Origin of the sequence: Curtobacterium sp. PsM8 (assembly GCF_030433875.1) — a bacterium.
In the GTDB taxonomy this organism is placed as follows: Bacteria; Actinomycetota; Actinomycetes; order Actinomycetales; family Microbacteriaceae; genus Curtobacterium.
The window spans coordinates 1-24,882 of record NZ_JARUXD010000031.1 but is presented as its reverse complement, the minus strand read 5'-3'; the positions used below and the strand labels follow the sequence as shown (position 1 = coordinate 24,882).

At 70.9% G+C, this 24,882-nt stretch carries 23 protein-coding genes; 18 read left to right on the top strand and 5 right to left on the bottom strand.

Features of this window, described 5'->3' with window-relative positions; genetic code table 11:
• The first annotated feature begins 22 nt into the window (after window positions 1–22).
• The 4 genes from tsaB (at window position 23) to QCD68_RS09120 (ending at window position 2,947) form a co-directional block, all read left to right on the top strand.
• Window positions 23–643, top strand: coding sequence for a tRNA (adenosine(37)-N6)-threonylcarbamoyltransferase complex dimerization subunit type 1 TsaB (gene tsaB, locus QCD68_RS09135; protein WP_301222785.1), 621 nt, complete (start codon window positions 23–25; stop codon window positions 641–643).
• Window positions 640–1,203 carry a ribosomal protein S18-alanine N-acetyltransferase gene (gene rimI, locus QCD68_RS09130; protein WP_301222784.1) on the top strand — a complete coding sequence of 188 codons (564 nt, stop codon included), beginning with the start codon at window positions 640–642 and terminating at the stop codon, window positions 1,201–1,203. Before tsaB ends, rimI begins: the two co-directional genes overlap by 4 nt.
• On the top strand, window positions 1,190–2,245 hold the full coding sequence (tsaD, locus tag QCD68_RS09125) for a tRNA (adenosine(37)-N6)-threonylcarbamoyltransferase complex transferase subunit TsaD (protein WP_111073903.1): 1,056 nt from the start codon (window positions 1,190–1,192) through the stop codon (window positions 2,243–2,245). Before rimI ends, tsaD begins: the two co-directional genes overlap by 14 nt.
• A gap of 78 nt (window positions 2,246–2,323) precedes the next feature.
• Entirely contained in the window at window positions 2,324–2,947 is a 624-nt protein-coding gene (locus tag QCD68_RS09120) for a DUF4190 domain-containing protein (protein WP_301222783.1), read from the top strand.
• A gap of 135 nt (window positions 2,948–3,082) precedes the next feature.
• Here QCD68_RS09120 and QCD68_RS09115 read toward each other — a convergent pair whose 3' ends face one another.
• Complete coding sequence (locus QCD68_RS09115) at window positions 3,083–4,285, bottom strand: class I SAM-dependent methyltransferase (RefSeq protein ID WP_301222782.1); 1,203 nt, start codon at window positions 4,283–4,285, stop codon at window positions 3,083–3,085.
• 160 nt (window positions 4,286–4,445) lie between these two features.
• On the opposite strand from QCD68_RS09115, the gene groES reads away from it, so the two are divergent.
• Both groES and rarD read left to right on the top strand, forming a co-directional pair.
• Window positions 4,446–4,742: a co-chaperone GroES gene (gene groES, locus QCD68_RS09110; protein ID WP_071292506.1), complete on the top strand. Its 297-nt coding sequence runs from the start codon at window positions 4,446–4,448 to the stop codon at window positions 4,740–4,742.
• Window positions 4,743–4,849: 107 nt separating this feature from the next.
• Complete coding sequence (gene rarD, locus QCD68_RS09105) at window positions 4,850–5,803, top strand: EamA family transporter RarD (RefSeq protein ID WP_301222781.1); 954 nt, start codon at window positions 4,850–4,852, stop codon at window positions 5,801–5,803.
• A gap of 113 nt (window positions 5,804–5,916) precedes the next feature.
• On the opposite strand, the gene QCD68_RS09100 is transcribed toward rarD, so the two are convergent.
• The 3 genes from QCD68_RS09100 to guaB form a co-directional block, all read right to left on the bottom strand.
• Window positions 5,917–7,254: an ABC transporter substrate-binding protein gene (locus QCD68_RS09100; protein ID WP_111073899.1), complete on the bottom strand. Its 1,338-nt coding sequence runs from the start codon at window positions 7,252–7,254 to the stop codon at window positions 5,917–5,919.
• A 385-nt stretch (window positions 7,255–7,639) separates the two neighbouring features.
• Window positions 7,640–8,515 carry a hypothetical protein gene (locus tag QCD68_RS09095; protein WP_301222780.1) on the bottom strand — a complete coding sequence of 292 codons (876 nt, stop codon included), beginning with the start codon at window positions 8,513–8,515 and terminating at the stop codon, window positions 7,640–7,642.
• A gap of 236 nt (window positions 8,516–8,751) precedes the next feature.
• Window positions 8,752–10,254, bottom strand: coding sequence for an IMP dehydrogenase (guaB, locus tag QCD68_RS09090; protein WP_221850146.1), 1,503 nt, complete (start codon window positions 10,252–10,254; stop codon window positions 8,752–8,754).
• 372 nt (window positions 10,255–10,626) lie between these two features.
• Here guaB and QCD68_RS09085 point away from each other — a divergent pair, with 372 nt between their 5' ends.
• The 7 genes from QCD68_RS09085 to QCD68_RS09055 all read left to right on the top strand — a co-directional run bounded on the left by QCD68_RS09085 (window position 10,627) and on the right by QCD68_RS09055 (window position 18,529).
• Window positions 10,627–11,955, top strand: coding sequence for a branched-chain amino acid ABC transporter permease (locus QCD68_RS09085; RefSeq protein WP_441005178.1), 1,329 nt, complete (start codon window positions 10,627–10,629; stop codon window positions 11,953–11,955).
• A gap of 12 nt (window positions 11,956–11,967) precedes the next feature.
• Window positions 11,968–12,954 (top strand): branched-chain amino acid ABC transporter permease, encoded by a 987-nt coding sequence (locus tag QCD68_RS09080; RefSeq protein WP_111073895.1) that lies wholly within the window; start codon window positions 11,968–11,970, stop codon window positions 12,952–12,954.
• Window positions 12,947–13,906: an ABC transporter ATP-binding protein gene (locus tag QCD68_RS09075; RefSeq protein ID WP_166780339.1), complete on the top strand. Its 960-nt coding sequence runs from the start codon at window positions 12,947–12,949 to the stop codon at window positions 13,904–13,906. Before QCD68_RS09080 ends, QCD68_RS09075 begins: the two co-directional genes overlap by 8 nt.
• Before the next feature lie 155 nt (window positions 13,907–14,061).
• Window positions 14,062–14,787 carry an ABC transporter ATP-binding protein gene (locus tag QCD68_RS09070; RefSeq protein WP_239539992.1) on the top strand — a complete coding sequence of 242 codons (726 nt, stop codon included), beginning with the start codon at window positions 14,062–14,064 and terminating at the stop codon, window positions 14,785–14,787.
• Window positions 14,788–15,129: 342 nt separating this feature from the next.
• Window positions 15,130–15,378 (top strand): hypothetical protein, encoded by a 249-nt coding sequence (locus tag QCD68_RS09065; RefSeq protein WP_253465119.1) that lies wholly within the window; start codon window positions 15,130–15,132, stop codon window positions 15,376–15,378.
• Window positions 15,379–15,474: 96 nt separating this feature from the next.
• A complete protein-coding gene (locus tag QCD68_RS09060; RefSeq protein ID WP_111073891.1) occupies window positions 15,475–16,593 on the top strand; it encodes a GuaB3 family IMP dehydrogenase-related protein in 1,119 nt (372 codons plus the stop codon).
• A 64-nt stretch (window positions 16,594–16,657) separates the two neighbouring features.
• Window positions 16,658–18,529 (top strand): glycerol-3-phosphate dehydrogenase/oxidase, encoded by a 1,872-nt coding sequence (locus tag QCD68_RS09055; protein WP_253465117.1) that lies wholly within the window; start codon window positions 16,658–16,660, stop codon window positions 18,527–18,529.
• A gap of 105 nt (window positions 18,530–18,634) precedes the next feature.
• Here QCD68_RS09055 and QCD68_RS09050 read toward each other — a convergent pair whose 3' ends face one another.
• Entirely contained in the window at window positions 18,635–19,168 is a 534-nt protein-coding gene (locus QCD68_RS09050; protein WP_301222778.1) for a hypothetical protein, read from the bottom strand.
• Window positions 19,169–19,285: 117 nt separating this feature from the next.
• Here QCD68_RS09050 and QCD68_RS09045 point away from each other — a divergent pair, with 117 nt between their 5' ends.
• The 5 genes from QCD68_RS09045 to guaA are packed head-to-tail and all read left to right on the top strand — an operon-like array spanning window position 19,286 to window position 24,129.
• A complete protein-coding gene (locus QCD68_RS09045) occupies window positions 19,286–19,816 on the top strand; it encodes a cation:proton antiporter regulatory subunit (protein WP_110903510.1) in 531 nt (176 codons plus the stop codon).
• A gap of 3 nt (window positions 19,817–19,819) precedes the next feature.
• A complete protein-coding gene (locus tag QCD68_RS09040) occupies window positions 19,820–21,247 on the top strand; it encodes a cation:proton antiporter (protein ID WP_301222777.1) in 1,428 nt (475 codons plus the stop codon).
• Window positions 21,248–21,252: 5 nt separating this feature from the next.
• A complete protein-coding gene (locus tag QCD68_RS09035; protein ID WP_111073887.1) occupies window positions 21,253–22,095 on the top strand; it encodes an SURF1 family cytochrome oxidase biogenesis protein in 843 nt (280 codons plus the stop codon).
• A 10-nt stretch (window positions 22,096–22,105) separates the two neighbouring features.
• The gene (locus tag QCD68_RS09030; RefSeq protein ID WP_111073886.1) at window positions 22,106–22,552 is read left to right on the top strand and encodes a DUF3817 domain-containing protein; all 447 of its coding nucleotides are present in this window, start codon (window positions 22,106–22,108) and stop codon (window positions 22,550–22,552) included.
• A complete protein-coding gene (guaA, locus tag QCD68_RS09025) occupies window positions 22,549–24,129 on the top strand; it encodes a glutamine-hydrolyzing GMP synthase (RefSeq protein WP_301222776.1) in 1,581 nt (526 codons plus the stop codon). The genes QCD68_RS09030 and guaA overlap by 4 nt, the downstream gene beginning before the upstream one ends.
• Window positions 24,130–24,882: the final 753 nt, after the last annotated feature.

Below are 24,882 nucleotides of genomic sequence, written 5' to 3'. Positions count from 1 at the left end.
GGTGCGCGCCTACGATGGACGGGTGCTGCTCGCGATCGACACCTCTGCCGGGACCTCGGTCGCCGTCGTCGACCCGTCGACCCGTCGGGTCCTGGCCGAACGCGAGACCGAGGACACCCGTCGTCACGCCGAGGTGATCGGCCCGTTCCTCGACGAGGCCCTGCGCGCCGCCGGCATCACGCCCGCCGACGTCACGGCAGTCGTCGCCGGCATGGGCCCCGGACCGTTCACCGGCCTGCGCGTCGGCATCGCGGCCGCCCGCACCTTCGCCGCTGCCCGCGACGTCCCGTTCCTGCCGCTCGTCAGCCACGACGCCGTGGCCGCCGGCGAGCAGGGCCCCCTCGTCGTCCTCACCGACGCCCGCCGTCGCGAGGTCGCGTGGAGCGCCTACGACGCCGACGGCGTCCGCGTCGCCGGCCCGGGTCTCGCCAGGCCGGCGGACCTGGACGACGTGCTGCGCGCCTCCCGTCCCGACCTCGTCGACTGGCCCCGGCACACCGCCGTCACCATCCCGGCCGGGAGGCTCGGGGTGCTCGCCGCCGACCGGCTCGCCTCCGGCACGCCCCTGGCCGCGGACACGCCGGTGTACCTGCGCGAGCCCGACGTCACCGTCCCCGGCGCTCCGAAGCGGGTCGCCCGGTGACGCTCGCCCTGCCGGACGGCCTGCGCCTGCGTCGGGCGCACCCGGCGGACCTCGACGACGTCATGTGGCTCGAGCGCGTCTCGTTCCCCACCGACGCGTGGTCGTCGTCGCAGATGTCCGAGGAACTGCACTCCCCGCACGGGTACTACGTCGTCATCGAGACCACCGGCGACGACTCCGCGCCCACGGTCGTCGGGTACGCGGGCCTGTCGTCGCTGCCGGGCAACCCGGTCGCCGACGTGCAGACCATCGCGGTCGCCGCCGAGCAGCGTGGGCGGGGCCTCGGCCGGCTGCTCTTCACCGAGCTCCTGGACGAGGCCGGACGCCGTGGCGTGCACGAGGTCTTCCTCGAGGTCCGCGCCGACAACCCGGTCGCGCAGACGATGTACGCCGGCTTCGGGTTGACCCACATCGCCACCCGGCCGCGGTACTACCAGCCCGACGGGGTCGACGCGTGGGTGATGCGTGCCGCACTCGAGCCCGCGGCGCCTGCGGTACCCACGGGTCCGGGCTCCGGTCCCGGCCCGATCGGACAGGAGGCCCTCGATGAGCGCGACTGAACCCCTGGTGCTCGGCATCGAGACGAGCTGCGACGAGACCGGCGTCGGCATCGTCCGCGGCACCACCCTGCTCGCCAACGTCATCGCGTCGAGCATGGACGAGCACGCCCGCTACGGCGGCGTCGTCCCCGAGGTCGCCGCCCGTGCGCACCTCGAGGCGATGACCCCGACCCTGCAACAGGCGCTCGCGCAGGCCGGCGTAACGCTCGACGAACTCGACGCCGTCGCCGTCACCGCGGGCCCCGGGCTCGCCGGCGCCCTGATGGTCGGGGTCGGTGCGGCGAAGGCGCTCGCGGTGGCCACCGGCAAGCCGCTGTACGGCGTCAACCACCTGGTCGGCCACGTCGGGGCGGACGTGCTCCGACCGGACGGCTCCGAGATCGACCTGCCGACCGTGGCGCTGCTCGTCTCGGGTGGTCACACGTCGCTGCTCCTCGTGCGGGATCTGGTCGGGGACGTCGAGCTGCTCGGCGAGACCATCGACGACGCCGCGGGCGAGGCGTTCGACAAGGTCGCCCGACTCCTCGGCCTGCCGTACCCCGGCGGCCCCCAGATCGACCGGGCCGCAGCGGACGGCGACCCCACGGCGATCCGGTTCCCGCGCGGGCTGACGCTGCCGAAGGACATGGCGGCGCACCGCTACGACTTCTCGTTCTCCGGACTGAAGACCGCCGTCGCCCGCTGGGTCGAGCGCTGCCGTGACGAGGGCCGGGAGGTCCCCGTCGCCGACGTCGCCGCGAGCTTCCGGGAGGCCGTCGTCGACGTGCTGCTCACCAAGGCACTGAACGCCTGCCGGGACACCGGGGTCGACCGGCTGCTCCTGGGCGGTGGGGTCGTCGCGAACGCCCGACTGCGGCAGGTCGCCGAGGAACGCTGCGCCGCCGCCGGTGTCGCCCTGCGGATCCCGCCGTTCGACCTGTGCACGGACAACGGGGCGATGATCGCGGCCGTCGGGGCACGGCTCGTCGCCGAGGGACACGCGCCGAGCGACCTCGGCATCGCCGCGGACTCCACCCTGCCGGTGACGACCGTCCAGGTCTGACCTCGTCTCCTGAACCGCTCAGGCACGCCTGTGGGAGGATCGGGGACGGCGGTCGAGTGACTGCCAGGAGGGTGCGACGTGTCCGATCTGAACGACCGATCGAAGCCGGACGAGACGTCCGGGCAGGCGCGGCAGGACCCGTACGGGCAGCAGGGCCAGGGATGGCAGCAGCCGGGGCAGTACGGCCAGCCGCAGCAGCCCGGGCAGTACGGCCAGGCGCAGCAGCCGGGCCAGGCGCAGCAGTACGGCCAGGCGCAGCAGTACGGCCAGTACGGCGCCGCTCAGCAGAACCCGTACGGCGCGCACGACCCGTACGCGAAGCAGAACCCGTACGCGGTGCCGCAGTACGGCGCCGGTGATCCCTACCGGGCCAGTACCCACAACCCGTACGCCCCGCGGCCGACCAGCACGCTCGCGATCCTGTCGATCGTCTTCGCCTTCGGCGGCATCGTCCTCGGGCCGCTCCTGATCCTCACCAGCCCGGCCGGCGCGATCATGGGCCACGTCGCCCTCGGCCGCATCAAGCAGACGGGCGAGCACGGCCGCGGCCTGGCGCTCGCCGGCATCATCGGCGGATGGGTGTTGACAGGCCTCTTCATCCTCCTCGTCATCGCGGTCATCGCGATCATCGCCGCCTCGCCCGGCTCGGTCGGGTCCGAGTGGGACAGCTCCGGCGGCGGCGTCGGGGCGCTCATCGGCTGACCCGGACCGATCCCGCCGCGACGCGCGACGAACGCGCCGCATGACACCGACCGGTGCGGGACGCCGCCCGGCGCTCGACCAGCGCGGGCCACCGCGCGGCACGCGACCAGCGCGCGACACCGCCCAGCGCGCTGCTCAGCCGGCCACTTCGGTGAGCCGCTCGCACAGGACGGCGGTGTGTCGTCCCTCCAGTCGGGTGAGCACGAGCGTCACGCGACCACGGCCCCGCAGACGCAACCGCTTGCGGAACTCGGCGGGGTCGACGTCGACCCCGCGCTTCTTGATCTCCACGGTCCCGATGTCGTCGGCGGCCAGCCGTGCGGCCAGGCGCTTGACGTCGAGCGGCATCGTGTCGAGGACGCGGAACCCCTGCGCGAACGGGGTGGCGACGGCCTGGTCCGAGGTGACGTACGCGATGCCCTCGGAGAGCATCCGGCCGTCGATCGAGCGGGCGAGGTCCCCGATCAGCCGCGCGCGGATCACGGCGCCGTCGGGCTCGTAGAGGTAGTCCCCGAGCGGTCCGACCTCGACGTCCTCGGCGTCGGCTGGGCCGGTCAGCTCGGCGATGCCGTGCGGGCCGACGACGGTCGCCGCCCGGCGGATCCCGGGGCGGGCGAGGGGGCCGAACCACAGGGCGAGTTCGACGACCTCCCGGTCGACGGAGGTCCACTGTGCCTCGGCCGTGTCGGGGATCAGGTCGCGGTCGATGCCCGGGCCGAGCTTCACGCCGGTCGGGGTGGTCGTGGCCGCCGCGAACACGGTGTCGAGCGAGGGTGACCAGTCGTCCGGGTCGGCCAGGCGTCGGGTGTCGGAGTGTCCGCTGGTCCGCCGGGCCGGGTCCATCCAGACGCCGTCGACGGTGGACAGGTCGAACGCGGCGGCGTCCCCGAGGGTGACCCGGGCGTTCGGCCACGGCGCCAGGTTGTGCGTCGCGACGGCCGCCGTCACCTCGTCGCGGTCGACCGCCGTGACGTCGAGGTCGAGCGCCGCCATCGCGAGCGCGTCCCCGCCGATCCCGCAGCCGAGGTCGGCGACCCGCTGCAGTCCGGCGGCGGCGAAGCGCCCGGCGTGCTGCGCGGCGACCTGCAGCCGGGTGGCCTGCTCGAGGCCCGCCTCGGTGAAGAGCATCCGCGCGGCGAAGTCGCCGAACTTGCCGCGGGCCTTCTGCCGCAGTTTCGCCTGGGTCAGGACCGCCGCCACCAGGGCGGGGTCGTGGCCCTCGGCCCGCAACCGGGAGACCACCCGGACGATCTCGCCACCGTCGGAGACCGAGGGCGTACGGTCGAGCAGGTCCATCCCGGCCGGGGTCAGCAGCTGGGTGAGTTCGGCGGCGTCCATGCCCCGATCCTCCCAGGCGGCGGACACGGCCGTGGCGCACTGGCACTCGGATTGACCGAGTGCCAGTGACGTCCTACAGTTGGGGTTGGCACTCTCCCGAGGGAAGTGCCAACCCGGTTTTCGTCAGTACCGAACACGTACCGAGAAAGAAGAGGTCACCGTGGCCGTCAGCATCAAGCCGCTCGAAGATCGCATCGTCATCCGTCAGGTGGAGGCGGAGCAGACCACCGCGTCCGGTCTGGTCATCCCGGACACCGCGAAGGAGAAGCCCCAGGAGGGCGAGGTCGTCGCCGTGGGCCCGGGTCGCATCGACGACAACGGCAACCGCGTGCCGCTCGACGTCGCCGTCGGCGACAAGGTCATCTACTCGAAGTACGGCGGCACCGAAGTCAAGTACTCGGGCGAGGACCTGCTGGTCCTCTCCGCCCGCGACGTCCTCGCGGTCATCGAGCACTGACACCTGCTCCACGAACGCCCCGTCGGCCTGGCCGGCGGGGCGTTCGTCGTCTGCCGGGAGGCCCGCCACCAGCACCCGACGTCGGCTCGCCTTCCTAGGATGGTTCCGTGAGTGAACCGAGTCCCACGCGCCCGGCGCGCAGCGAGGCATCCGTCGGCGTCGTACAGGCGCTCGTCGCCTACGGACTCTGGGGCCTGATGCCTCTGCTCTTCGCCGCGATGGCCCCCGCCGGCGCGTTCGAGATCGTGTCGTGGCGGATCGTCTTCGGCCTGGTGTTCTGCGCCGTCGCGATCCTCGCCACCCGCTCCTGGCTGCGGACCCGTGCCCTGCTCGTGCAGCCCCGGGTGATGGGGATCATGGGCATCGCCGCCGGGCTCATCCTGGTGAACTGGACCGTGTACGTCGCCGCGACGACCACCGGCCACACCGTCGAGGCGGCCCTCGGGTACTTCATCAACCCGCTCGTCACGATCGCCCTGGGCATCGTGGTGCTCCGCGAACGCCTGCGTCCGCTGCAGTGGATCGCGGTCGGCATCAGCGTCGTTGCGGTCGTCGTCATCGCGGTCGGCTACGGGCGGATGCCGTGGATCTCCCTGGCGCTCGCGTTCTCGTTCGGGCTCTACGGCCTGGTGAAGAAGCGCGTCGGCGGCACCGTCGACGCGCTGAGCGGGTTGACGATCGAGACCGTGTGGCTGCTGCCGATCGCCGTCGGGGCGCTCGTGGTGCTCGGGGTGACCGGGCTCGCCGGAGGTGTGACGTTCGCGGGCGAGGGCGGCGTGCACGTCCTCATCACGGTGCTGACCGGGCCGGCGACCGCGGTGCCGCTGCTGCTGTTCGCGTCCTCGGCCCGTCGGGTCAGCCTGTCGACCCTCGGGTTGACGCAGTACCTCGCCCCCGTGATGCAGCTGCTCGTCGGGGTGCTCGTGCAGCACGAGGCGATGTCGCCCTCGCGGTGGGTCGGCTTCGGCGTGGTGTGGTTCGCGCTGGTGCTCCTCACGATCGACTCGTTCACCGCTGCGCGGCGGAGTGCCCGACGCGACCGCGTGCCGGAGCCGGCCTGAGCTGACGGGGGCGGGGCGTGCCTCCCGTCCGTCGCCTGCCCGGTCGGTGCCGGGTGCACGCGAACGGCCCCCGGCAGCTGCTGCTGCCGGGGGCCGTCGTGGTGCTGGTGCGGTTACTTCGAGACCGAGCCCTGGATGGCGCTCTGGTAGACCGGCTTGTTGTCCTTGTCGAACTTGTAGATGCCGATGTAGGCGCTCGACGGGTCGTTCTTCTTGTCGAACGGGCCGATGCCGGACGGGCCGGTGTAGTGGATGTCCTTCCCACTGTCCAGCAGGGCCTTGCAGTCCTTGAACGTCGAGCACTCGGTGCCACCGTCGGCGCCGGACACCGCAGCCATGTTGGCCTGGATGGTACCGGAGTCGGTGCCCTTGCCCTTCACCGCGGCGAGGGCGGCGAGCGTCGTGGCGTCGTAGGACTCAGCCGCGTACGAGAAGTCCGCCAGGTCCTTGCCGGAGGACTTCTTGTAGAACGCGACCAGACGCTGCTTCAGCTCGTCCTTCGGGCTGGCACCGGGGATGGTGCCCTGGGCGCCGTCGAGGGTGCCCTTGTCGAAGTCCTTTGAGTAGTCCGCGGTGTTGCCGTCGGACATGTAGATCTTCGCCTTGTTCCCCTGCGAGACGAGCTCGGGGATGATCGACTTCGTCTCGTCGAAGGCCAGGACGACGATCGCGTCGGGCTTCGTGGCGAGTGCCGCGGTCACCTCGGACGAGAACGTGGTCTGTCCGGGCGGGAACTCCTGGCCCTTGCCCTTGGCGCCGTAGACGACCTGGCCGCCGGCGGCCTCGACTGCCTGCTGGACGGAGTTGCGGAGACCGGTGCCGTACGTGTCGTTGAAGACCAGGAACGCGACCTTGGCGTTGCCGTCACCCGTGATGAGCTGGCCGAGCGCCGAGCCCTGCACGGAGTCCGGCGGAGCGGTGCGGTAGTAGTGCGACGAGTAGCCGGACAGGTCGGTCGCCGTGTTGGCCGGCGAGATCTGCACCATGCAGTTGCTCGTGAGCTGGTCGATCACGTTGAGCGTGACGGACGAGGACTCGGCGCCGATGACGACCGGGACCTTGGCGTTGACGAGCTTCGTCGCGGCCGAGCTGGACACGGTCATGTCGTTGCTGTCACCGGAGTCGGTGGCGGGGTCGATCGTGACGTCCTTGTCGAGCACGCCACCAGCGGAGTTGATGTCCTCGACCGCCAGGCCGACGCCGGACTCGGCGGGCGGGTTCAGGTAGGCGAGCGACCCGGTCAGCGGCAGGATCGTGCCGATCTTCAGGGGGTCGGTGCCGGGCGACGAGGGGGCCTGGCAGCTCGCGGCCGGGTCCTTCTTGGCACCGCCGGCCGAGGCCGACTCGGAGGAGCCGCCACCGGCGTTGCTCGAGGTGGAACAGGCGGCGAGGAGCACCGCTGCAGCTCCCGCCAGTGCCAGCGCCGTGGTGGCGCGGGTGGTTCTGATCATCCGTGGAACCCTTTCTCTGCGCGGAGGCCCTACCGCATCGGGTCGAGCGCGGCGTCTCCGCGTGGGATGTGGAGAAAACTAGGGTCGATGTGTTTCGCCCGTGTGACGGAAGTGCACACCTGGGTGTTTCGTTACAGACCCGTGACACTTCTGAACGGCCTCACCGGAACCCCTGATCAGGAGTCCGTCCGGACGGTCTCCACGGTTCCGGACGGCCGTCCCGGAGGCCTGAGGTGCGTTCCCGGGGCCCCCGTCTGTGCCCGAGACGCCCCAGTCTGTGACTGACGCCCGACCCGCTCCGAGACGCCGCCGAGTTCAGCGGCGTCTCGGCAAGTCGGACGTGCGACGCGCAGACGGGGGTGTCTCGGTGCACCCGTCGGGCGTCTCATCTGCGCTGTGCCCAACCGCGTCCGATCGGCAGTCCGGCGGCGACGAGGAGCGCACCCAGGCTTGCCGGGTCCCCCGCCTCCGCCATGCCCCACCGCGCGAAACCCTGAACACGGCTCGCGCGGCGGAGGGCGTCCTCGCGCCGCTTCTCGTGCCAGAGCACATCACGGTCGTCGTACTTCACACGCCCGTCGAACTCACCGATGACACCGGCATCCGGCCACCAGAAGTCGACGCGGAACACGCCACGGTCGGTGTCGAACCGGTGCTGCAGGACGGGAGCAGGGGCTCCGAGGCGTTCGACCGTCACCCGGCTGATGGACTCGCCAGGCGACTCGGCGGCCGCATCGGCGAAGTCCAGCGCCGCGGACGCCTGGCGGACGCCTCGACGTCCGGCGCAGGCGGTGAGCGCATGCTCGAGGACGGACCGGTCGAGCGCTCCGACGTGGACGACGTGGTCGAGCACGACGACGGCGTGTTCGAACGTCGACGTCCGCGCGACGTCGACGACGGTCCGGAGCATCGACGTGGTCCGGATCCCGTCGAGCAGTACCACGTCGCCCTCATCGATCGATCCGACGTGCCGGACGACCCCACGACCCGCGTGCGTCTTCATCGTCCGCGGGTCGATGACGTGGAGGCGCCAGTCGGTCCTGCCGTGCTCGGGGAGTCCCCACAGTGCTGCGGCGGAACGGTGTGACACGACCCCGTGCGCCTGCAGCCTGGCGGCACGAGCCCGGACCACGAGCTGCCGCCGCTCGAGCGGGCCGAGGGCAGCCCAATCGCCACGCTCCACTGCGACTCCATGGAACAGCCGGACCGGGTCGTCCAGCGTGGACGGCAGCGCTGTGAGGACCGTTGATCGCATCTCCATGCAGTGACGGTGCCAGCGGCCGTGTCACCCGCGGGATCTGCGAGGCGGAGCTGTGGAGAGCCTCCCGGCGGTCTGTCGGTGTGCAGGACCAGCTGACACGACCCCGTCAACGCGAGACGCCGCCAAACGCACGAGACGCCGCCGGATTCGGCGGCGTCCCACGCACATGGCGGCGTCTCGGCGCCGGCACCAGGCGCCCAGCGGCGGCGCCGGCGCCAGGCACCCGGCGCCGGCGACTAGCCCCGGTAGTTCGGGGCCTCGACGACCATCTGGATGTCGTGCGGGTGCGACTCCTTCAGCCCGGCCGCGGTGATGCGGACGAACTTGCCCCGCGCCTTGAGCTCCGGGATCGTCCGACCGCCGACGTAGAACATCGACTGCCGCAGTCCGCCGACGAGCTGGTACACGACGTTGCCGACCGAGCCGCGGTAGGGGACCTGGCCTTCGATGCCCTCGGGGATGAGCTTCTCGTCGGAGGGCACGTCCGCCTGGAAGTAGCGGTCCTTCGAGTACGAGGTCTTCTTGCCGCGGGTCTGCAGTGCGCCGAGGGAGCCCATCCCGCGGTACGCCTTGAACTGCTTGCCGCCGACGAACACGAGCTCGCCCGGGGACTCGTCGGACCCGGCCAGCAGCGAGCCGAGCATGACGGTGTCCGCACCGGCGACCAGGGCCTTGGCGATGTCGCCCGAGTACTGCAGGCCACCATCGGCGATGATCGGCACGCCGGCCTCCCGCGCGGCGAGCGATGCCTCGTACACGGCGGTCACCTGCGGCACGCCGACACCGGCGACGACGCGGGTGGTGCAGATCGAGCCCGGACCGACGCCGACCTTGACGGCGTCCACCCCCGCGTCGATGAGCGCCTGTGCACCGGAGCGGGTCGCGACGTTGCCGCCGATGACGTCGATCGCGTCGAAGGACCGGTCGGCCTTGAGGCGACGGACCATGTCGAGCACGCCTTCGCTCTCGCCGTTCGCGGTGTCGACCACGAGCACGTCGACCCCCGCGTCACGCAGTGCCTCGGCACGCTGCCAGGCGTCGCCGAAGAACCCGATCGCCGCGCCGACACGCAGACGGCCCTCGTCGTCCTTCGTGGCGTCCGGGTACTTCTCGCTCTTGTCGAAGTCCTTGACGGTGATGAGCCCGCAGAGTTTGCCCGCCGGGTCGACCAGCGGCAGCTTCTCGATCTTGTGCTGGGCGAAGATCGCGATCGCCTCTTCGGGGTCGATGCCCTCCGGAGCGGTGATCAGCGGCGCCTTCGTCATGACGTCACGGACGAGCGTCGTGGCCATCTCGAACGGGGCGACGAACCGCATGTCCCGGTTCGTGATGATGCCGACGAGCGTGCCGTCGGACTCGACGACCGGCAGGCCGGAGACGCGGAACTGCCCGCAGAGCGCGTCGACCTCGGCCACGGTGGCGTCCGGGGTGGTGGTCACCGGGTTGGTGATCATGCCCGACTCGGAGCGCTTGACCTTGTCGACGTAGGCCGCCTGGTCCGCGATCGAGAGGTTGCGGTGCAGGATCCCGATGCCGCCCTGCCGAGCCATGGCGATCGCCATGCGGGACTCGGTGACGGTGTCCATCGCCGCGGAGAGCAGCGGCACGTTGACCGAGATCCGCTTGGTGAGCCGGGACGCGGTGGACGCCTCGCTCGGGATGACGTCGGTGTGCCCCGGCAGGAGCATGACGTCGTCGTACGTGAGTCCGATGAATCCGAACGGATCCGGCTGGTCCATGGGTCCCCTTCGTGGGCGTGCGTGTGAAGTGGTCGAGACACCGGGAACGCTGCGGTGGGCTCCGGATAGGACATGGTAACGCGCGGGCTGCGCGCGCCATTCCGGGGCTCCGGCCCCTCTGGAAGTCGCTGTACCGGCCAGACGGGAGGCTCGTCCCGGAAACGCAAATCGACGCGCCTGTGCAACATCACGGTTCCGGCACGATTTGTGCAGGGAACGTGCCGGAAACACGGGGGACACAAAAAATCCCTATGGTCCTCGACTATCCGAACGAGAGGCTCATCCGTGGGTTCCATCACTCCGCCGGGGTCAGTGCTCGCGCACCGATTCCGCCGCGGGGCACCAGGCCGCCGTCGCCTGGTCCTCGCCGCCGTGCTCTTCCTCGCTTTCCTCGCCACCTTCGCGGTCGACTGGGCTCTCGCTCCCGTCGCCGGTGCAGCGACCGGCAGCCCGACCTCCAGCAGCGCACCCGCGAGCACCGGGCCCTGCGTCGTCAGCACCTCGAACGGCTGCATCCAGGGCACCATCCTCGACTCCGACCGGAAGCCCACCGAGGGCGTCGCCGTCGCGGTCACCGGGCCTGGCTCGTTCACCGGCTCCTCGACCACGAACGCCGACGGACGCTGGTCCGTCAGCATCCCCGCCGCCGGCGCCTACACGGTCAAGGTCGACCAGGACTCGCTGCCGAAGGGGCAGTACCTGACCGACGCGAAGGACGCCGCCCGCACAGTCCAGGGCAACGTCAACGCCAACGCCGGCACGATCTTCCAGCTCTCCGACCAGGAGGGTGCGACGACCTCCACCGCCGCCACGAGCGTCACGGCCGCCCGGTTCTGGCAGCAGTTCGCCTCCGGCATCCGCCTGGGCCTGCTCATCGCCCTCGCCTCGATCGGCCTCTCACTGATCTACGGCACGACCGGGCTGTCGAGCTTCTCGCACGGCGAGCAGGTCACCCTCGGCGGGCTCCTGGCTTACGTCTTCGCGAACCAGCTGGGATGGAACATCTGGCTCGCCGGGATCGTGACCGTGCTCCTCTGCGCCGCCTCCGGGTACCTGCAGGACGCCGGCATCTGGAAGCCGCTCCGGAAGCGTCGGATCAGCCTCACCCAGCTGATGATCGTGACGATCGGCCTCTCGATCGCCGCCCAGTACGCCTTCCAGTACTTCTTCGGCGCCGCGACCGTCCGCATCCAGCAGGGCAACCCGGAGACGGTGACCTTCGCCGGCATCACCCTCACCGTGCAGTCCTACGTCGCGATGGGCATCGCGCTCGTGGTCCTCATCGGCACCGGGCTCTTCCTGGCGAAGACCCGCTTCGGCCGCGCCACCCGAGCCGTGTCCGACAACCCGGCGCTCGCCGCGGCCTCGGGCATCGACGTCGACCGCGTGATCCGCTTCGTGTGGACGCTCGCCGCGGGTCTCGCCGGACTCTCCGGTGTGATGCTCGGCCTCGTGCTCAACGGCGTGAACTGGCAGACCGGTCTGCAGCTCCTGCTCCTGATGTTCGCCTCGGTCACGCTCGGTGGGCTCGGGACGGCCTACGGCGCCCTCGTCGGCTCGATGATCATCGGCATCGTCGTGGAGCTGACCAACCTGGTGCTGCCCGGCGACTTCAAGTACGCCACCGCACTCGTCATCCTCATCCTCATCCTGCTGTTCCGTCCGCAGGGCATCTTCGGCCGTGCCGAGCGGATCGGTTAAGGGAGCACCCGCATGGACTACATCCTCCAACTCCTCAGCTCCCTGACGCAGGAAGCACTCGCCCCGACGACCGCGGCGTTCGCCCTCGCCGCGATCGGCCTCAACGTCCACTTCGGCCTCACCGGCCTGGTCAACATGGGCCAGGCGGCGTTCCTGCTGCTCGGCGCCTACGGCTTCGCGATCTCGATCACGAACGGGCTGCCCTTCGGCATGGCCGTACTCGTGGCCCTGGCCATCTCGATCGTGTTCGCGGTGATCCTCGGCATCCCGACCCTGCGGTTGCGGGGGGACTACCTGGCGATCGTCACGATCTCCGGCGCCGAGATCATCCGCATGGTCGGCCGCTCGAGTCTGCTGACGGACACCACCGGTGGCTCGAACGGCATCACCGGCTCCAGCTACCGCGACCCGTTCAACGCCCTGAGCTTCCTGCCCGACGGCACCACGACGATCCTCTGGTTCAGCTACTCGAACAACGGCGTCAACGGCTGGTGGATCCGCATCGTCGGCTGGGGCCTCGTCGCCCTGTTCACCCTCGTGCTGTTCCTGCTCATGCGCAGTCCCTGGGGTCGTGTCGTGAAGGCGATCCGCGAGGACGAGGACGCCGTCCGCTCCCTCGGCAAGAACGTCTACTCGTACAAGATGCAGGCGCTCGTCTTCGGTGGCGCGCTCGGTGCTCTGGGCGGCATCATCTACGTCCTGCCGAGTTCGGTGCAACCGGACGCCATGGGCCGCTCGATGACGTTCTTCATCTGGACGGCGCTCATCCTCGGTGGTGCCGCGACCGTGTTCGGCCCGGTGCTCGGGTCGATCCTGTTCTTCGTCCTCCGGCTGTTCATCCGCACCATCGCGGGTGACTTCATCCCGAACTCGATCATGAACGCCCAGCAGGCCGAGCAGTTCTCCTACGTGCTCGTCGGCGTCGCGCTCATGCTCCTCATCGTCTTCCGCCCGCAGGGACTCCTCGGGAACAAGAAGGAGCTGACGTTCAGTGTCTGAACCGACCACCACCCCCGGCGTCCCCACCGCCCTCACCGCGGTGCAGCACGCCCCGGGCTCCCCGAAGCCCGACGCGATCCTGACGGTCGACAACATCACCCGGCGCTTCGGCGGCATGACCGCCGTCGACGTCGGCCACCTCGAGGTGCAGCGCGGCGCCATCACGGCCCTCATCGGTCCGAACGGTGCCGGCAAGACCACGTTCTTCAACCTGCTCACCGGCTTCGACAAGCCGTCGAGCGGCAAGGAGGCGCGGTGGCAGTTCAACGGGAAGACGCTCGGCAACACCGGGGCGGCGAAGGTCGCCCGGGCCGGCATGGTCCGCACCTTCCAGCTGACCAAGGCGCTGTCGCGCCTGACCGTGATGCAGAACATGCTGCTCGGCGCGAAGGACCAGCCGGGGGAGAACTTCTTCGCCGCGCTGATCAGCCCGGTGTGGAAGAAGCGCGAGCAGGAGATCACGGCGAAGGCCGAGGACCTGCTCGACCGCTTCAAGCTGCTCGAGAAGAAGGACGACTACGCCGGATCGCTCTCCGGCGGGCAGCGGAAGCTCCTCGAGATGGCCCGCGCACTGATGTCCGACCCGACGATGATCATGCTCGACGAGCCGATGGCCGGCGTGAACCCGGCGCTGACCCAGTCGCTGCTCGGGCACATCCAGTCCCTCCGCGACGACGGCATGACCGTGCTGTTCGTCGAGCACGACATGCACATGGTCCGGCACATCTCGGACTGGGTGGTCGTGATGGCCGAGGGCAAGGTCGTCGCCGAGGGCCCGGCCGCCACGGTGATGGACGACCAGGCCGTCATCGACGCCTACCTGGGCGCGCACCACGACACCGACCTGGGTGACGACTCGCTCCTCAACGAGGAGACCTACGAGGAACTCGCCGACGAGGTCGCAGAAGAGGACGCGGCGGACACCGCCGACGAAGGGAAGGCGACCCGATGACGGACGCGACGAACGGCACCGGCGCGGACCGGGCCTCCAGTCCGGAGCCGGCGGCGGTGGCCGCCACCCCCGGCAGCCCGACGCCCGGCACCCCGACCCCGACCCCGCGTGCCGCGCCCGGCGGCGCGACCGCCGTGCAGGACCGCGAGCCGGTGATGCGGGCCGACAACGTGGTCGCCGGGTACCTGCCGGGCGTCAACATCCTCAACGGCTGCGACCTGGTCTGCTACCCGGGCGAGCTCATCGGCATCATCGGCCCGAACGGTGCCGGCAAGTCGACGCTCCTCAAGGCGCTGTTCGGTCTCGTCAACGTCCGCGAGGGCGCCGTGACGCTGCAGGGTGAGGACATCACGAACCTCAAGGCGAACAAGCTCGTGCAGGCCGGCGTCGGCTTCGTCCCGCAGACGAACAACGTGTTCCCCTCGCTCTCCATCGAGGAGAACCTGCAGATGGGGCTGTACCTGCGGCCGAAGAAGTTCAGCGAGCGGCTCGAGGTCATCTACGACCTGTTCCCCGTCCTCGGACAGCGCAAGGGCCAGCGTGCCGGGTCGCTCTCTGGTGGTGAGCGACAGTCGGTCGCGATGGCCCGTGCGCTGATGATGGACCCGAAGGTGCTGCTGCTCGACGAGCCGAGCGCCGGACTGTCGCCGGTGCGGCAGGACGAGACGTTCATCCGCACCCGCCGCATCAACAAGGCCGGCGTCTCCGTGATCATGGTCGAGCAGAACGCCCGCCGCTGCCTGCAGATCTGCGACCGCGGCTACGTCCTCGACCAGGGGCGGAACGCGTACTCGGGCACCGGGAAGGAGCTGGCCGACGACCCCAAGGTCATCGAGCTCTACCTCGGGACGCTCGCCAAGGACGTCGACGCCACCAAGTAGGGCGTCGACACCGCGGGTGCCGCTGTGGGGGCAGCACCCGCGACCGGTGGGGCCGTGCAGGCTGCGCATGCGCGCCGCACGGCCCCGCTCTCGTTCCCGGCGCCGCCGTCTCGCCGAGACGCCGCCGTCGCGCCGAGACGCCGCCGTCGCGCTGAGACGCCGCGGTCGCGCCGAGACGCCGCAGGATCCGGCGGCGTCTCGCGCACTCGGCGGTGCCGCGCGCAGACGGGGGCGTCGTGGGGGACGCACGCCGGGCCTCCTGTCCGTCCCGTCCCCGCGGTCCGGCCGGCCCGTCTGCCCGGGAGGCCCGCCCCACCCCCGCCGGTCGGGTACCGTTCCAGCGTGCAACGCTTCGCGGACCGCGCGATGGACGCCCTGGTGTGGGTGGTGTTCGTCGTCCTCTTCATCGGTGCGGCCCTGCTCGTGAAGGTCGCGGCCGCGCTGCTCGTCGTGCTCGTGGTGCTGGCGCTGCTGCTGGGACTGACGCTCCGGGTGCTCCGCCGGACGCGGACGACCCGTGGCCCGCGGACGACCCGTGGCCCGCGGACGCCCGGTGGCCCGCGGACGCCCGGGGGTCGCGGCCCGCGCTGATCCGCTCCACTGCTGCTACCCGCGCTGGTCCGCCCCGCTGCACGCACGGACCGTCCGGCCGTGCCACCCGCACAGCCCGCCCGGTAGGGTTGCCGGGTGAGCGAAGTCGAGATCGGTGCAGGCAAGCGCGGACGTCGGGCGTACGCGTTCGACGACATCGCGGTGGTCCCCTCCAGGCGGACGCGTGACCCGCGTGACGTCAGCGTCCAGTGGTCGATCGACGCGTTCACCTTCGAGTCGCCGATCCTGTCGGCGCCGATGGACTCCGTCGCCTCGCCCGCGACCGTCATCGAGATGGGCCGTCTCGGCGTCCTCGGGGTCCTGGACCTCGAGGGCCTCTGGACCCGCTACGAGGACCCGGAGCCCTACCTGGCCGAGATCCGCACGCTGACCGACGGCAACGTCACGAAGCGCATGCAGGAGATCTACGCCGAGCCGGTCAAGGCCGAGCTGATCACCCGCCGCCTGGCCGAGATCCGCGCCGCCGGTGTGCCGGTCGCCGGCTCGCTCAGCCCGCAGCGCACCGCCGAGTTCTCGCAGACCGTCGTCGACGCCGGTGTCGACCTGTTCGTCATCCGCGGCACCACGGTCAGCGCCGAGCACGTGTCGCAGAACCAGGCGCCCCTCAACCTCAAGAAGTTCATCTACGAGCTCGACGTCCCCGTGATCGTCGGCGGTGCCTCCACCTACACTGCGGCGCTGCACCTCATGCGCACCGGTGCCGCGGGCGTGCTCGTCGGCTTCGGCGGTGGCGCGGCCTCGACGACCCGTGCGGCGCTCGGCATCCACGCCCCGATGGCGACCGCCGTCGCGGACGTCGCCGGTGCCCGCCGCGACTACATGGACGAGTCCGGCGGCCGGTACGTGCACGTCATCGCGGACGGCGGTCTCGACACCGCCGGCGACGTCGTCAAGGCGATCGCGATGGGTGCCGACGCGGTCATGCTCGGCACCGCCCTGGCCCGTGCGCAGGAAGCGCCCGGCGGCGGCTTCCACTGGGGTGCCGAGGCGCACCACCCGGAGCTGCCCCGCGGCCGTCGGGTCGAGGTCGGCACGATCGGCTCGCTCGAGAGCATCCTGTTCGGTCCGACCCCGTCGTGGGACGGCCGCGCCAACCTCGTCGGTGCCCTGCGTCGATCGATGGCGACCACCGGATACTCCGACGTCAAGGAGTTCCAGCGAGTAGAAGTGGTCGTGGCGCCGTACCACCGCTGACGGCGGTGCGCCCGCGGAGGTCCTGCGGGTGTCGCTCCGGTGCCGATCGGCGACGGAGGCGAGCATGACAACCACGGTCACAGGCCAGAAGGCACCCCGCGGAGCATCGACCACGGCGGGGTTCGACCCCGCCACGAAGCTCGGTCCCGATGAACGCGCCGCGGCGATCGAGACCCTGAAGTCCACCGAGCTCGACGTCCTGGTGGTCGGCGGCGGCATCGTCGGTGGTGGTGCCGCACTCGACGCCGTCACGCGCGGCCTGTCGGTCGGCATCGTGGAGGCCCGCGACTGGGGATCGGGCACGTCCAGTCGGTCGTCGAAGCTCGTCCACGGCGGCATCCGCTACCTCGAGCAGCTCAACTTCACCCTCGTCCGCGAGGCCCTCATCGAACGCGGTCTGCTGCTCCAGCGCATCGCCCCGCACCTGGTGAAGCCCGTGCGCTTCCTCTACCCGCTCAACCACCGCGTGTGGGAGCGGTTCTACATCGGCATCGGCATGGCGATGTACGACGTGTTCAGCTGGTCTGGCGGTCGACCGCCCGGTGTGCCGCACCACCGCCACCTCACCCGCACCCAGGTGCTCCGCTCGATGCCGTCGCTGAAGAAGGACGCGTTCGTCGGCGGGATGACCTACTACGACGCCCAGGTCGACGACGCGCGCTACGTCGCCTCGCTCGTCCGCACCGCCGCCTCGTACGGCGCACACGCGGCCTCCCGGGTCCGGATCGAGGGCTTCATCAAGGTCGGGGAGCGGGTCGTCGGGGCGCACGCGCACGACATCCAGACCGGTGAGCACTTCGACATCAAGGCGAAGCAGGTCGTCAACGCGACGGGGGTCTGGACGGACGACACCCAGGCGATGGTCGGCACCCGTGGGCAGTTCAAGGTCCGCGCGTCGAAGGGCGTCCACCTCGTCGTCCCGCGCGACCGCTTCCAGTCGAACTCGGGCATGATCCTCCGCACCGAGAAGAGCGTCCTGTTCGTGATCCCGTGGGGCCGGCACTGGCTGATCGGCACGACCGACACCGACTGGTACCTCGACAAGGCGCACCCGGCGGCGACCGCGGCGGACATCGACTACATCCTCGAACACGTCAACAAGGTGCTGGCCGTGCCGCTGACCCGCGAGGACGTCGAGGGTGTCTACGCCGGACTCCGGCCGCTGCTGGCGGGGGAGTCCGAGGCGACCTCGAAGCTCAGCCGCGAGCACGTCGTCGCGCACACCGCACCCGGACTCGTCGTCGTCGCCGGCGGCAAGTGGACCACCTACCGCGTGATGGGCAAGGACGCCATCGACGAGGCGGTCGCGGCGATGGACGGCAAGATCCCGGAGTCGACGACGCAGGACATCCCCCTGCTCGGCGCCGAGGGCTACCCCGCCGCGTGGAACAAGCGCGGCCGGACGGCGAAGTCGTCGGGCGTGCACAAGGTCCGCATCGAGCACCTGCTCAACCGCTACGGCACCCTCGCCACCGAGGTCCTGCAGCTCGTCGAGGACGACCCCTCGCTGGCCGATGCGCTGCCCGGGGCCGACGACTACATCGGCGCAGAGGTCGTGTACGCGGCCTCGCACGAGGGCGCCCTGCACCTGGAGGACGTCCTGGCCCGCCGCACCCGCATCTCGATCGAGGCGTGGGACCGCGGCGAGTCGGCAGCGCCCGTCGCCGCCCGGCTGATGGCGGGCGTGCTCGGCTGGGACCAGGAGACGACCGAGAACGAGGTCGCGAACTACCTGAAGCGCGTCGCGGCCGAGCGGGAGTCGCAGATGCAGCCCGACGACGAGTCCGCTGACCGCGTCCGGCTCGAGGCGCCCGACATCGCGTTCGGCTTCGAGGAGGACGACGTGGTCGTCGGCGGTGGCCGCTCGAGCGGCGCCGAGGGCGCCACGGCGGACGACGAACAGGTCGTCGGCGAGAAGACGACCGAGCCCAGCTGACCCACTGACGGACGGGAGGCCCGTGGCACCCCCGCCACGCGCCTCCCGTCCGTCACTCCCGCGGAACGCAACCTGGGCGGCACGGCGCACCGCGATCGCGTTGCGTCACGCGGTCGGGGTTGCGTTCTGCGGGCTCCTGCTGACGCGGAGGCCGCGGAGCGTCCGCACCATCTCGCCGAACAGGACCGCCGGGATGGCGACGAGCGACAGGAGGCTCGTCAGCCACAGCACGCGCATCCACGGCGAGTGGTCGTGCGTCGTCGGGAACGAGTCGAGGACGTCCATGACGAACAGGAACGACGTCGGGAACGTCGCGAGCGCCCCGAGGACGAGCACGCCGAGGTGCAGGACGGCGATGACGTGCGTCGGCAGGACCCTCCGGAGTCCGGCCGCTGCCACTCCGATACCGAGTGCGATGCCGATGCCGGCGATGACGAGCACGCCGACGACGTCCGGGACCACCGCGTTGCCGCGCGCCGCGACCTCTCCGGAGATCCGTGTCAGCGACGTCCCCGGCACCAGGGTGAGCGGGTCGAGGACGAGCTGGTCGAGCGCGAGGAGCGCCGCGTAGGCCGCCACCGCGATCGCTCCGGTGACGGCCACGACGGTGCGGGTGGTGCTGGCGGTCGGGGCGCTCATGCCGCCATCCTCCAGGCGCCGGTGGAACGGCGCGTCCACCGGCGGGATGACTGTGGAGAACGGAATGGCGCGGCCCTCCCGGTGGTTAGCATGGGGGTCCTGGGAAAGGGAGCCATCATGGTCGACGTCCATCGCGTCAAACTCCCCGGCGTCGGCGTGCTGCACAGCTTCTACACCGACGACGGTGGCAAGTGTGGTGTCATCACGCACCGGTCGGGTCACTCCGACCTCATCTCGTTCGCGGACGTCGCCGACGGCGCGGACAAGTCCGAGAAGGTCTCGCTCCGCCTCAGTGAAGACGAAGCGCACACCCTCGCCGAACTCCTCGGCGGCACCCGGATCACCGAGGGCCTCGACAAGCTCGACGAGATCCCCGGGCTCTCCATCGACTGGTTCAGCGTCGACTACGACGACGCCATCGCGGGCAAGCCCCTCGGCGACCTGCACGACTCCGGCTTCATCGGCCTGACCGTCGTCGCGGTGGTCCGTGGCGACAGCGCCAACCCGGCTCCCTCGTCGGACTTCGTCGTGTTCCCCGGGGACACGATCGTCGTCGCGGGTGCGCCGGAGAAGGTCGCGAAGGCGTTCTCCTTCTACCGCAGCGGTCAGTTGGCAGCGGCCGCTGCCGAGGCGCCGCCCCGGAGCTAGGGCATGCACCTGGGTGGTGAGCTGCTGACCATCGGCGGCCTGTTCCTCATCGCCTACGTCCTCGGGCGGCTCGGCAAGACCATCGGTCTGCCGGCGATCCCGGTCTACATGGTGGTCGGGCTCATCGCGAGCCCGCACACCCCGTGGATCGGCCTGAGCGTCGAGTCGCACACGATCGAGCTGATCGCGACGTTCGGTCTCATCCTGCTGCTGTTCAACCTCGGGTTGGAGTTCGACCAGGAGGAGTTCTACGGCAACGCCGGCAAGCTCCTGGTCTCCGGTGGCACCTACGTCGCGATCAACATGGGCGTCGGGTTCGCCTTCGGGTTCTCGCTCGGCTGGGGAACGCGCGAAGCCCTGATCATCGCGGGCATGACGGCGACGTCGTCGAGCGCGATCGTGACGAAGCTGCTCATCGAGCTCCGGCGCCTGGCCAACGACGAGACCCCGATGATCCTCGGCGTCACCGTGATCGAGGACGTCTTCATCGCGGTGTACCTGGCGATCGTCTCGGTGGTGCTCTCCGGCGACACGAACCTGTGGGCCGTGATCGGCAAACTCGGGCTGGCGTTCGGGTTCCTCATCGTCATGTTCAGCCTGGCGCGCTGGGGCGGCAAGCAGGTCTCGAAGATCTTCGCGACCCGCGACGACGAGCTCTTCACGATCCTGTTCTTCGGCCTCGCGGTGATGTTCGGCGGCATCGGCGACCTGCTCGGCGTGACCGACGCGATCGGTGCGTTCGTCATCGGTCTGCTCTGCGGTGCCACCCGCTACCGGGACCGCATCGAGCAGCTGGCCCTGCCGATGCGTGACGTCTTCGCGGCGTTCTTCTTCGTCAACTTCGGGCTCGGCCTCGACGTCTCGACCTTCGGCGAGGTGCTCTGGCCGGTCGCCGGCGCGATCGGCATGACCGTCGTGCTCAACGCCGTCGCCGGACAGCTCGTGGCCCGGATGAACGGGTTCAGCGTCCAGCAGGGCATCAACACCGCCGTGATCCTGGTGAACCGTGGCGAGTTCGCGCTGATCCTCGCGACCCTGTCGGCGGCCGCCGGACTGGAGGCACGGATCACCGCGTTCGCGGGCCTCTACGTCCTGGTGATGGCCGTGTTGGGTCCGCTGCTCGCCGTGAACTCCGACCGCATCGGCAAGCTCGTGCTCCGTCCGGGTCGGGTGCGGAAGCTCCGCGGCCGGGAACTCGCCGCCGCGCAGGCCGCCGCGGCGCGCAAGGCCGAGCGGGACGCGAAGTTCGCCGAGGAGATCGCCCTCGTGGAGGCTGCGGGCAGGGAAGAGCGCGACAATGGTGCACCGGAGACGACGCCGTCGCGCGAGGACCCGGCCACCCCGGAACCCGTGAGCGCGAGCACGTCGTCGATCGAGGTCCCCGCCGAGCGTCCCGAGCGCCCGGCCCGCGTACGTGATCCGGAGTACTGATTCAGATGTGGGCCGTTGCCCGACGACCGAAGTGGATCGCCCTGCTGCTGCTGGCGATCCTGCTGGCAGGCGTGTTCGCCGCACTCGGCAAGTGGCAGCTCGAGCGCAGCATCGAGAACGGCAAGCCGCTGCCGGCCTCGACCGAGACGCGGAAGACCCTCGACGACGTCACCACGCCGGAGAAGCCGGTCGGGTCCACGCTGGCCGGGCAGAAGATCACGGTCTCCGGACGCTTCGTCGCCGGTGACACGACGGTCCTCACCGGCCGCAGCGGGGGTGGGAAGTACCAGACCGTCGGGCACCTGGTCGACGACGCGACCGGGGCGAGCCTCCCGGTCGTGATCGGCTGGTCCGACCAGCGTTCCGCCGCGGTCGCCGGTGGTGACCGCCTGGTCGACGACGCGTCGATGACCATCCGCGGCCGGTACTACCCGGCGGAGTCGCCGGACCAGGACACGTTCGAGCAGCACGAGTACTCGGCCGTCGCCCCGGCCCGGTTCGTGAACACGTGGAAGGCGTTCGACGACCGGATGTACGGCGGGTACGTCGTCGCCGACCGGACCACCGCGGACGCCGCCGACCTCGGCACCATCGCCGACCGGGCCCCTACGCGGGAGGTCCAGTTCGACTGGCTGAACCTGTTCTACGCGGTCGAGTGGGTCGTGTTCGCCGGGTTCGCCGTCTTCCTCTGGTACCGCTTCGTCAAGGACGCATGGGAGCGCGAACAGGACGAGGCGCGCGAGGCCGCCGAGGCAGCTGGCGCCGATCCTGTGGACGACGACGCCGAGCCTGTGGACGAGCCCGTGGTCCCGACGGACGACGCCCGGGCCGAGCCGGGTCGCCGGTAGGATCGACCACATGGCTCTGACCGTCCGGACCCGCGACATCCCCAAGATCCCGGGGGCCGTGCGGTTCTACCGCATCTCCGCGTACGTCACCGGCGTGCTCCTGCTCGCCCTGGTCGTCGAGGTCGTCATCAAGTACACCCCGATCCAGCGTGAGATGCAGCTCGGCGGTGGCGCGTTCTTCGTCCCGAACGGCACCGCGGGCGAAGCACCCGGCACGTTCAACCTGTCGATCGCGATCCTCATCGCGCACGGGTGGCTGTACGTCGTCTACCTGTTCGCCGACTTCCGACTCTGGAGCATCATGCGCTGGCGGCCGTCGCGCTTCCTGCTCATCGCCCTCGGCGGCGTGATCCCGTTCATGTCCTTCGTGGTCGAGCACCGCATGCAGCAGACCGCACTGACCACCTACCACGAGCTGACCGCGCAGCAGTCGCGGGAGAAGGAGAGCGCTCGGTGAGCGAGACCGAACAGCGTCCCGTCCTCGTCGTCGACTTCGGCGCGCAGTACGCGCAGTTGATCGCACGACGTGTCCGCGAGGCCAACGTCTACAGCGAGATCGTCCCCCACTCGGTCACCGCGGCGGAGATCCGTGAGAAGAACCCGGCGGCGATCGTCCTGTCGGGAGGCCCGTCCTCCGTCTACGAGGACGGCGCACCGTCCCTGGACGGCGAGATCCTGGACCTCGGTGTCCCGGTGCTCGGCATCTGCTACGGCTTCCAGGCCATGGCGAAGTCGCTCGGTGGCGAGGTCGCGAACACCGGCCTCCGCGAGTACGGCGCCACCGCCGTCACCGTCAGCGGCACCGACAGTGTCCTGCTCGGCGGCCAGCCGGCAGCGCAGACCACGTGGATGTCGCACGGCGACGCCGTGTCGAAGGCGCCGGAGGGCTTCGAGGTCCTCGCGTCGAGCGAGTCGACCCCGGTCGCCGCCTTCGCCTCCGACGAGCGCAAGCTGTACGGCGTGCAGTGGCACCCCGAGGTCAAGCACTCCGCGTTCGGCCAGGCCGTGCTCGAGAACTTCCTGCACCGCGCCGCCGGACTGCCGGGTGACTGGAACTCGGCGAACGTGATCGAGGAGCAGGTCGAGCGCATCCGCAACCAGATCGGGTCGTCGCGTGTGATCGCCGGGCTCTCCGGTGGAGTCGACTCCGCCGTCGCCGCAGCCCTCGTGCACAAGGCCGTCGGGGACCAGCTCACCTGCGTCTTCGTCGACCACGGGCTCCTCCGCGCCGACGAGCGCAAGCAGGTCGAAGAGGACTACGTCGCCTCGACCGGTGTGCGCCTGGTCACGGTCGACGCCCGGGAGCAGTTCCTCGACGCCCTCGCCGGTGTCAGCGACCCCGAGCAGAAGCGCAAGATCATCGGCCGCGAGTTCATCCGCACCTTCGAGGCCGCGGCGGAAGCGCTCGTCCTCGAAGCCCGCGCCTCGGACGGTGACGGCGAGGTGAAGTTCCTCGTGCAGGGCACCCTGTACCCGGACGTCGTCGAGTCCGGCGGCGGTTCGGGCACCGCGAACATCAAGTCGCACCACAACGTCGGCGGACTGCCCGACGACATGACGTTCGAGCTGGTCGAGCCGCTGCGTACCCTGTTCAAGGACGAGGTCCGTGCGGTCGGTCGCGAGCTCGGGCTGCCCGAGGTCATCGTCGGACGCCAGCCGTTCCCCGGCCCGGGCCTCGGCATCCGCATCGTCGGTGAGGTCACCGCCGAGCGTCTCGAGATCCTGCGTGCCGCCGACGCCATCGCCCGCGCCGAGCTCACCGCGGCCGGCCTCGACGACGAGATCTGGCAGTGCCCGGTCGTCCTGCTCGCCGACGTCCGCTCGGTCGGGGTCCAGGGCGACGGCCGTACCTACGGGCACCCGATCGTGCTCCGTCCGGTGTCCTCCGAGGACGCCATGACCGCGGACTGGACGCGCCTGCCGTACGACGTGCTCGCGAAGATCTCGAACCGCATCACGAACGAGGTGCGCGACGTCAACCGGGTCGTGCTGGACGTGACGTCGAAGCCGCCGGGGACGATCGAGTGGGAGTGACACACTCCTGACGCCCGAGGGCCCGGTACGCGATTGCGTGCCGGGCCCTCGCTCGTCCTGCGGAGCCGGGCCGGGCCTCCCGCCCGTCACCCGTCTGAGCCCGCGCCCGTCTGCCGAGGTCGCACGTTCTGCCGCCGGGTCGCCCAGCCCGTCTGCCGAGGTCGCACGTTCTGCCGCCGGGCTGGCTCGCTGACGGCAGTTCGTGCGACCCCGGCGAACCGGCTGCGGCATGTCGTGCGACCTGGCGGCGGACGGGGCTGGCGTGCGGGGGATGCTCCCGGCGCTCTCGAGGTCGCACGTTCTGCCGCTCGGGCATCCGGACGGCGGCCGGTTGCGCGACCCCGGCGAACCGGCTGCGACAGGTCGTGCGACCTCGGCGGGTGGGCGTGCCGGACGGGAGGCGCGGGTCGAGCCCGTCTGCCGCGCCCGGCCCCGTTCCGCCGACTGGTCACACGGCGTCGTTCTGGCCGGTGTTGAGCGACAGTTCGTAACCGCTCGGCGGAGGTGAGCGGGGTGTCGTGACCGCCCGGGCCGGCGGGACGGCCGCGTGGAGCTGGCGCGGGTCGAGCCCGTCTGCCGCGCCCGGCCCCGTTCCACCGACTGGTGGGGGGGCGGGGGTGGGGGGGGGGGGGGGGGGCGGGGGGTGGGGGGGGGGGGGGGGGGGGGGGGGGGGGGGGGGGGGTGGGGGGGGGGGGCGGCGGGGGGGGGGGGGGGGTGGGGGGGGGGGGGTGGGGGGGGGGGGGCGGCGGGGGG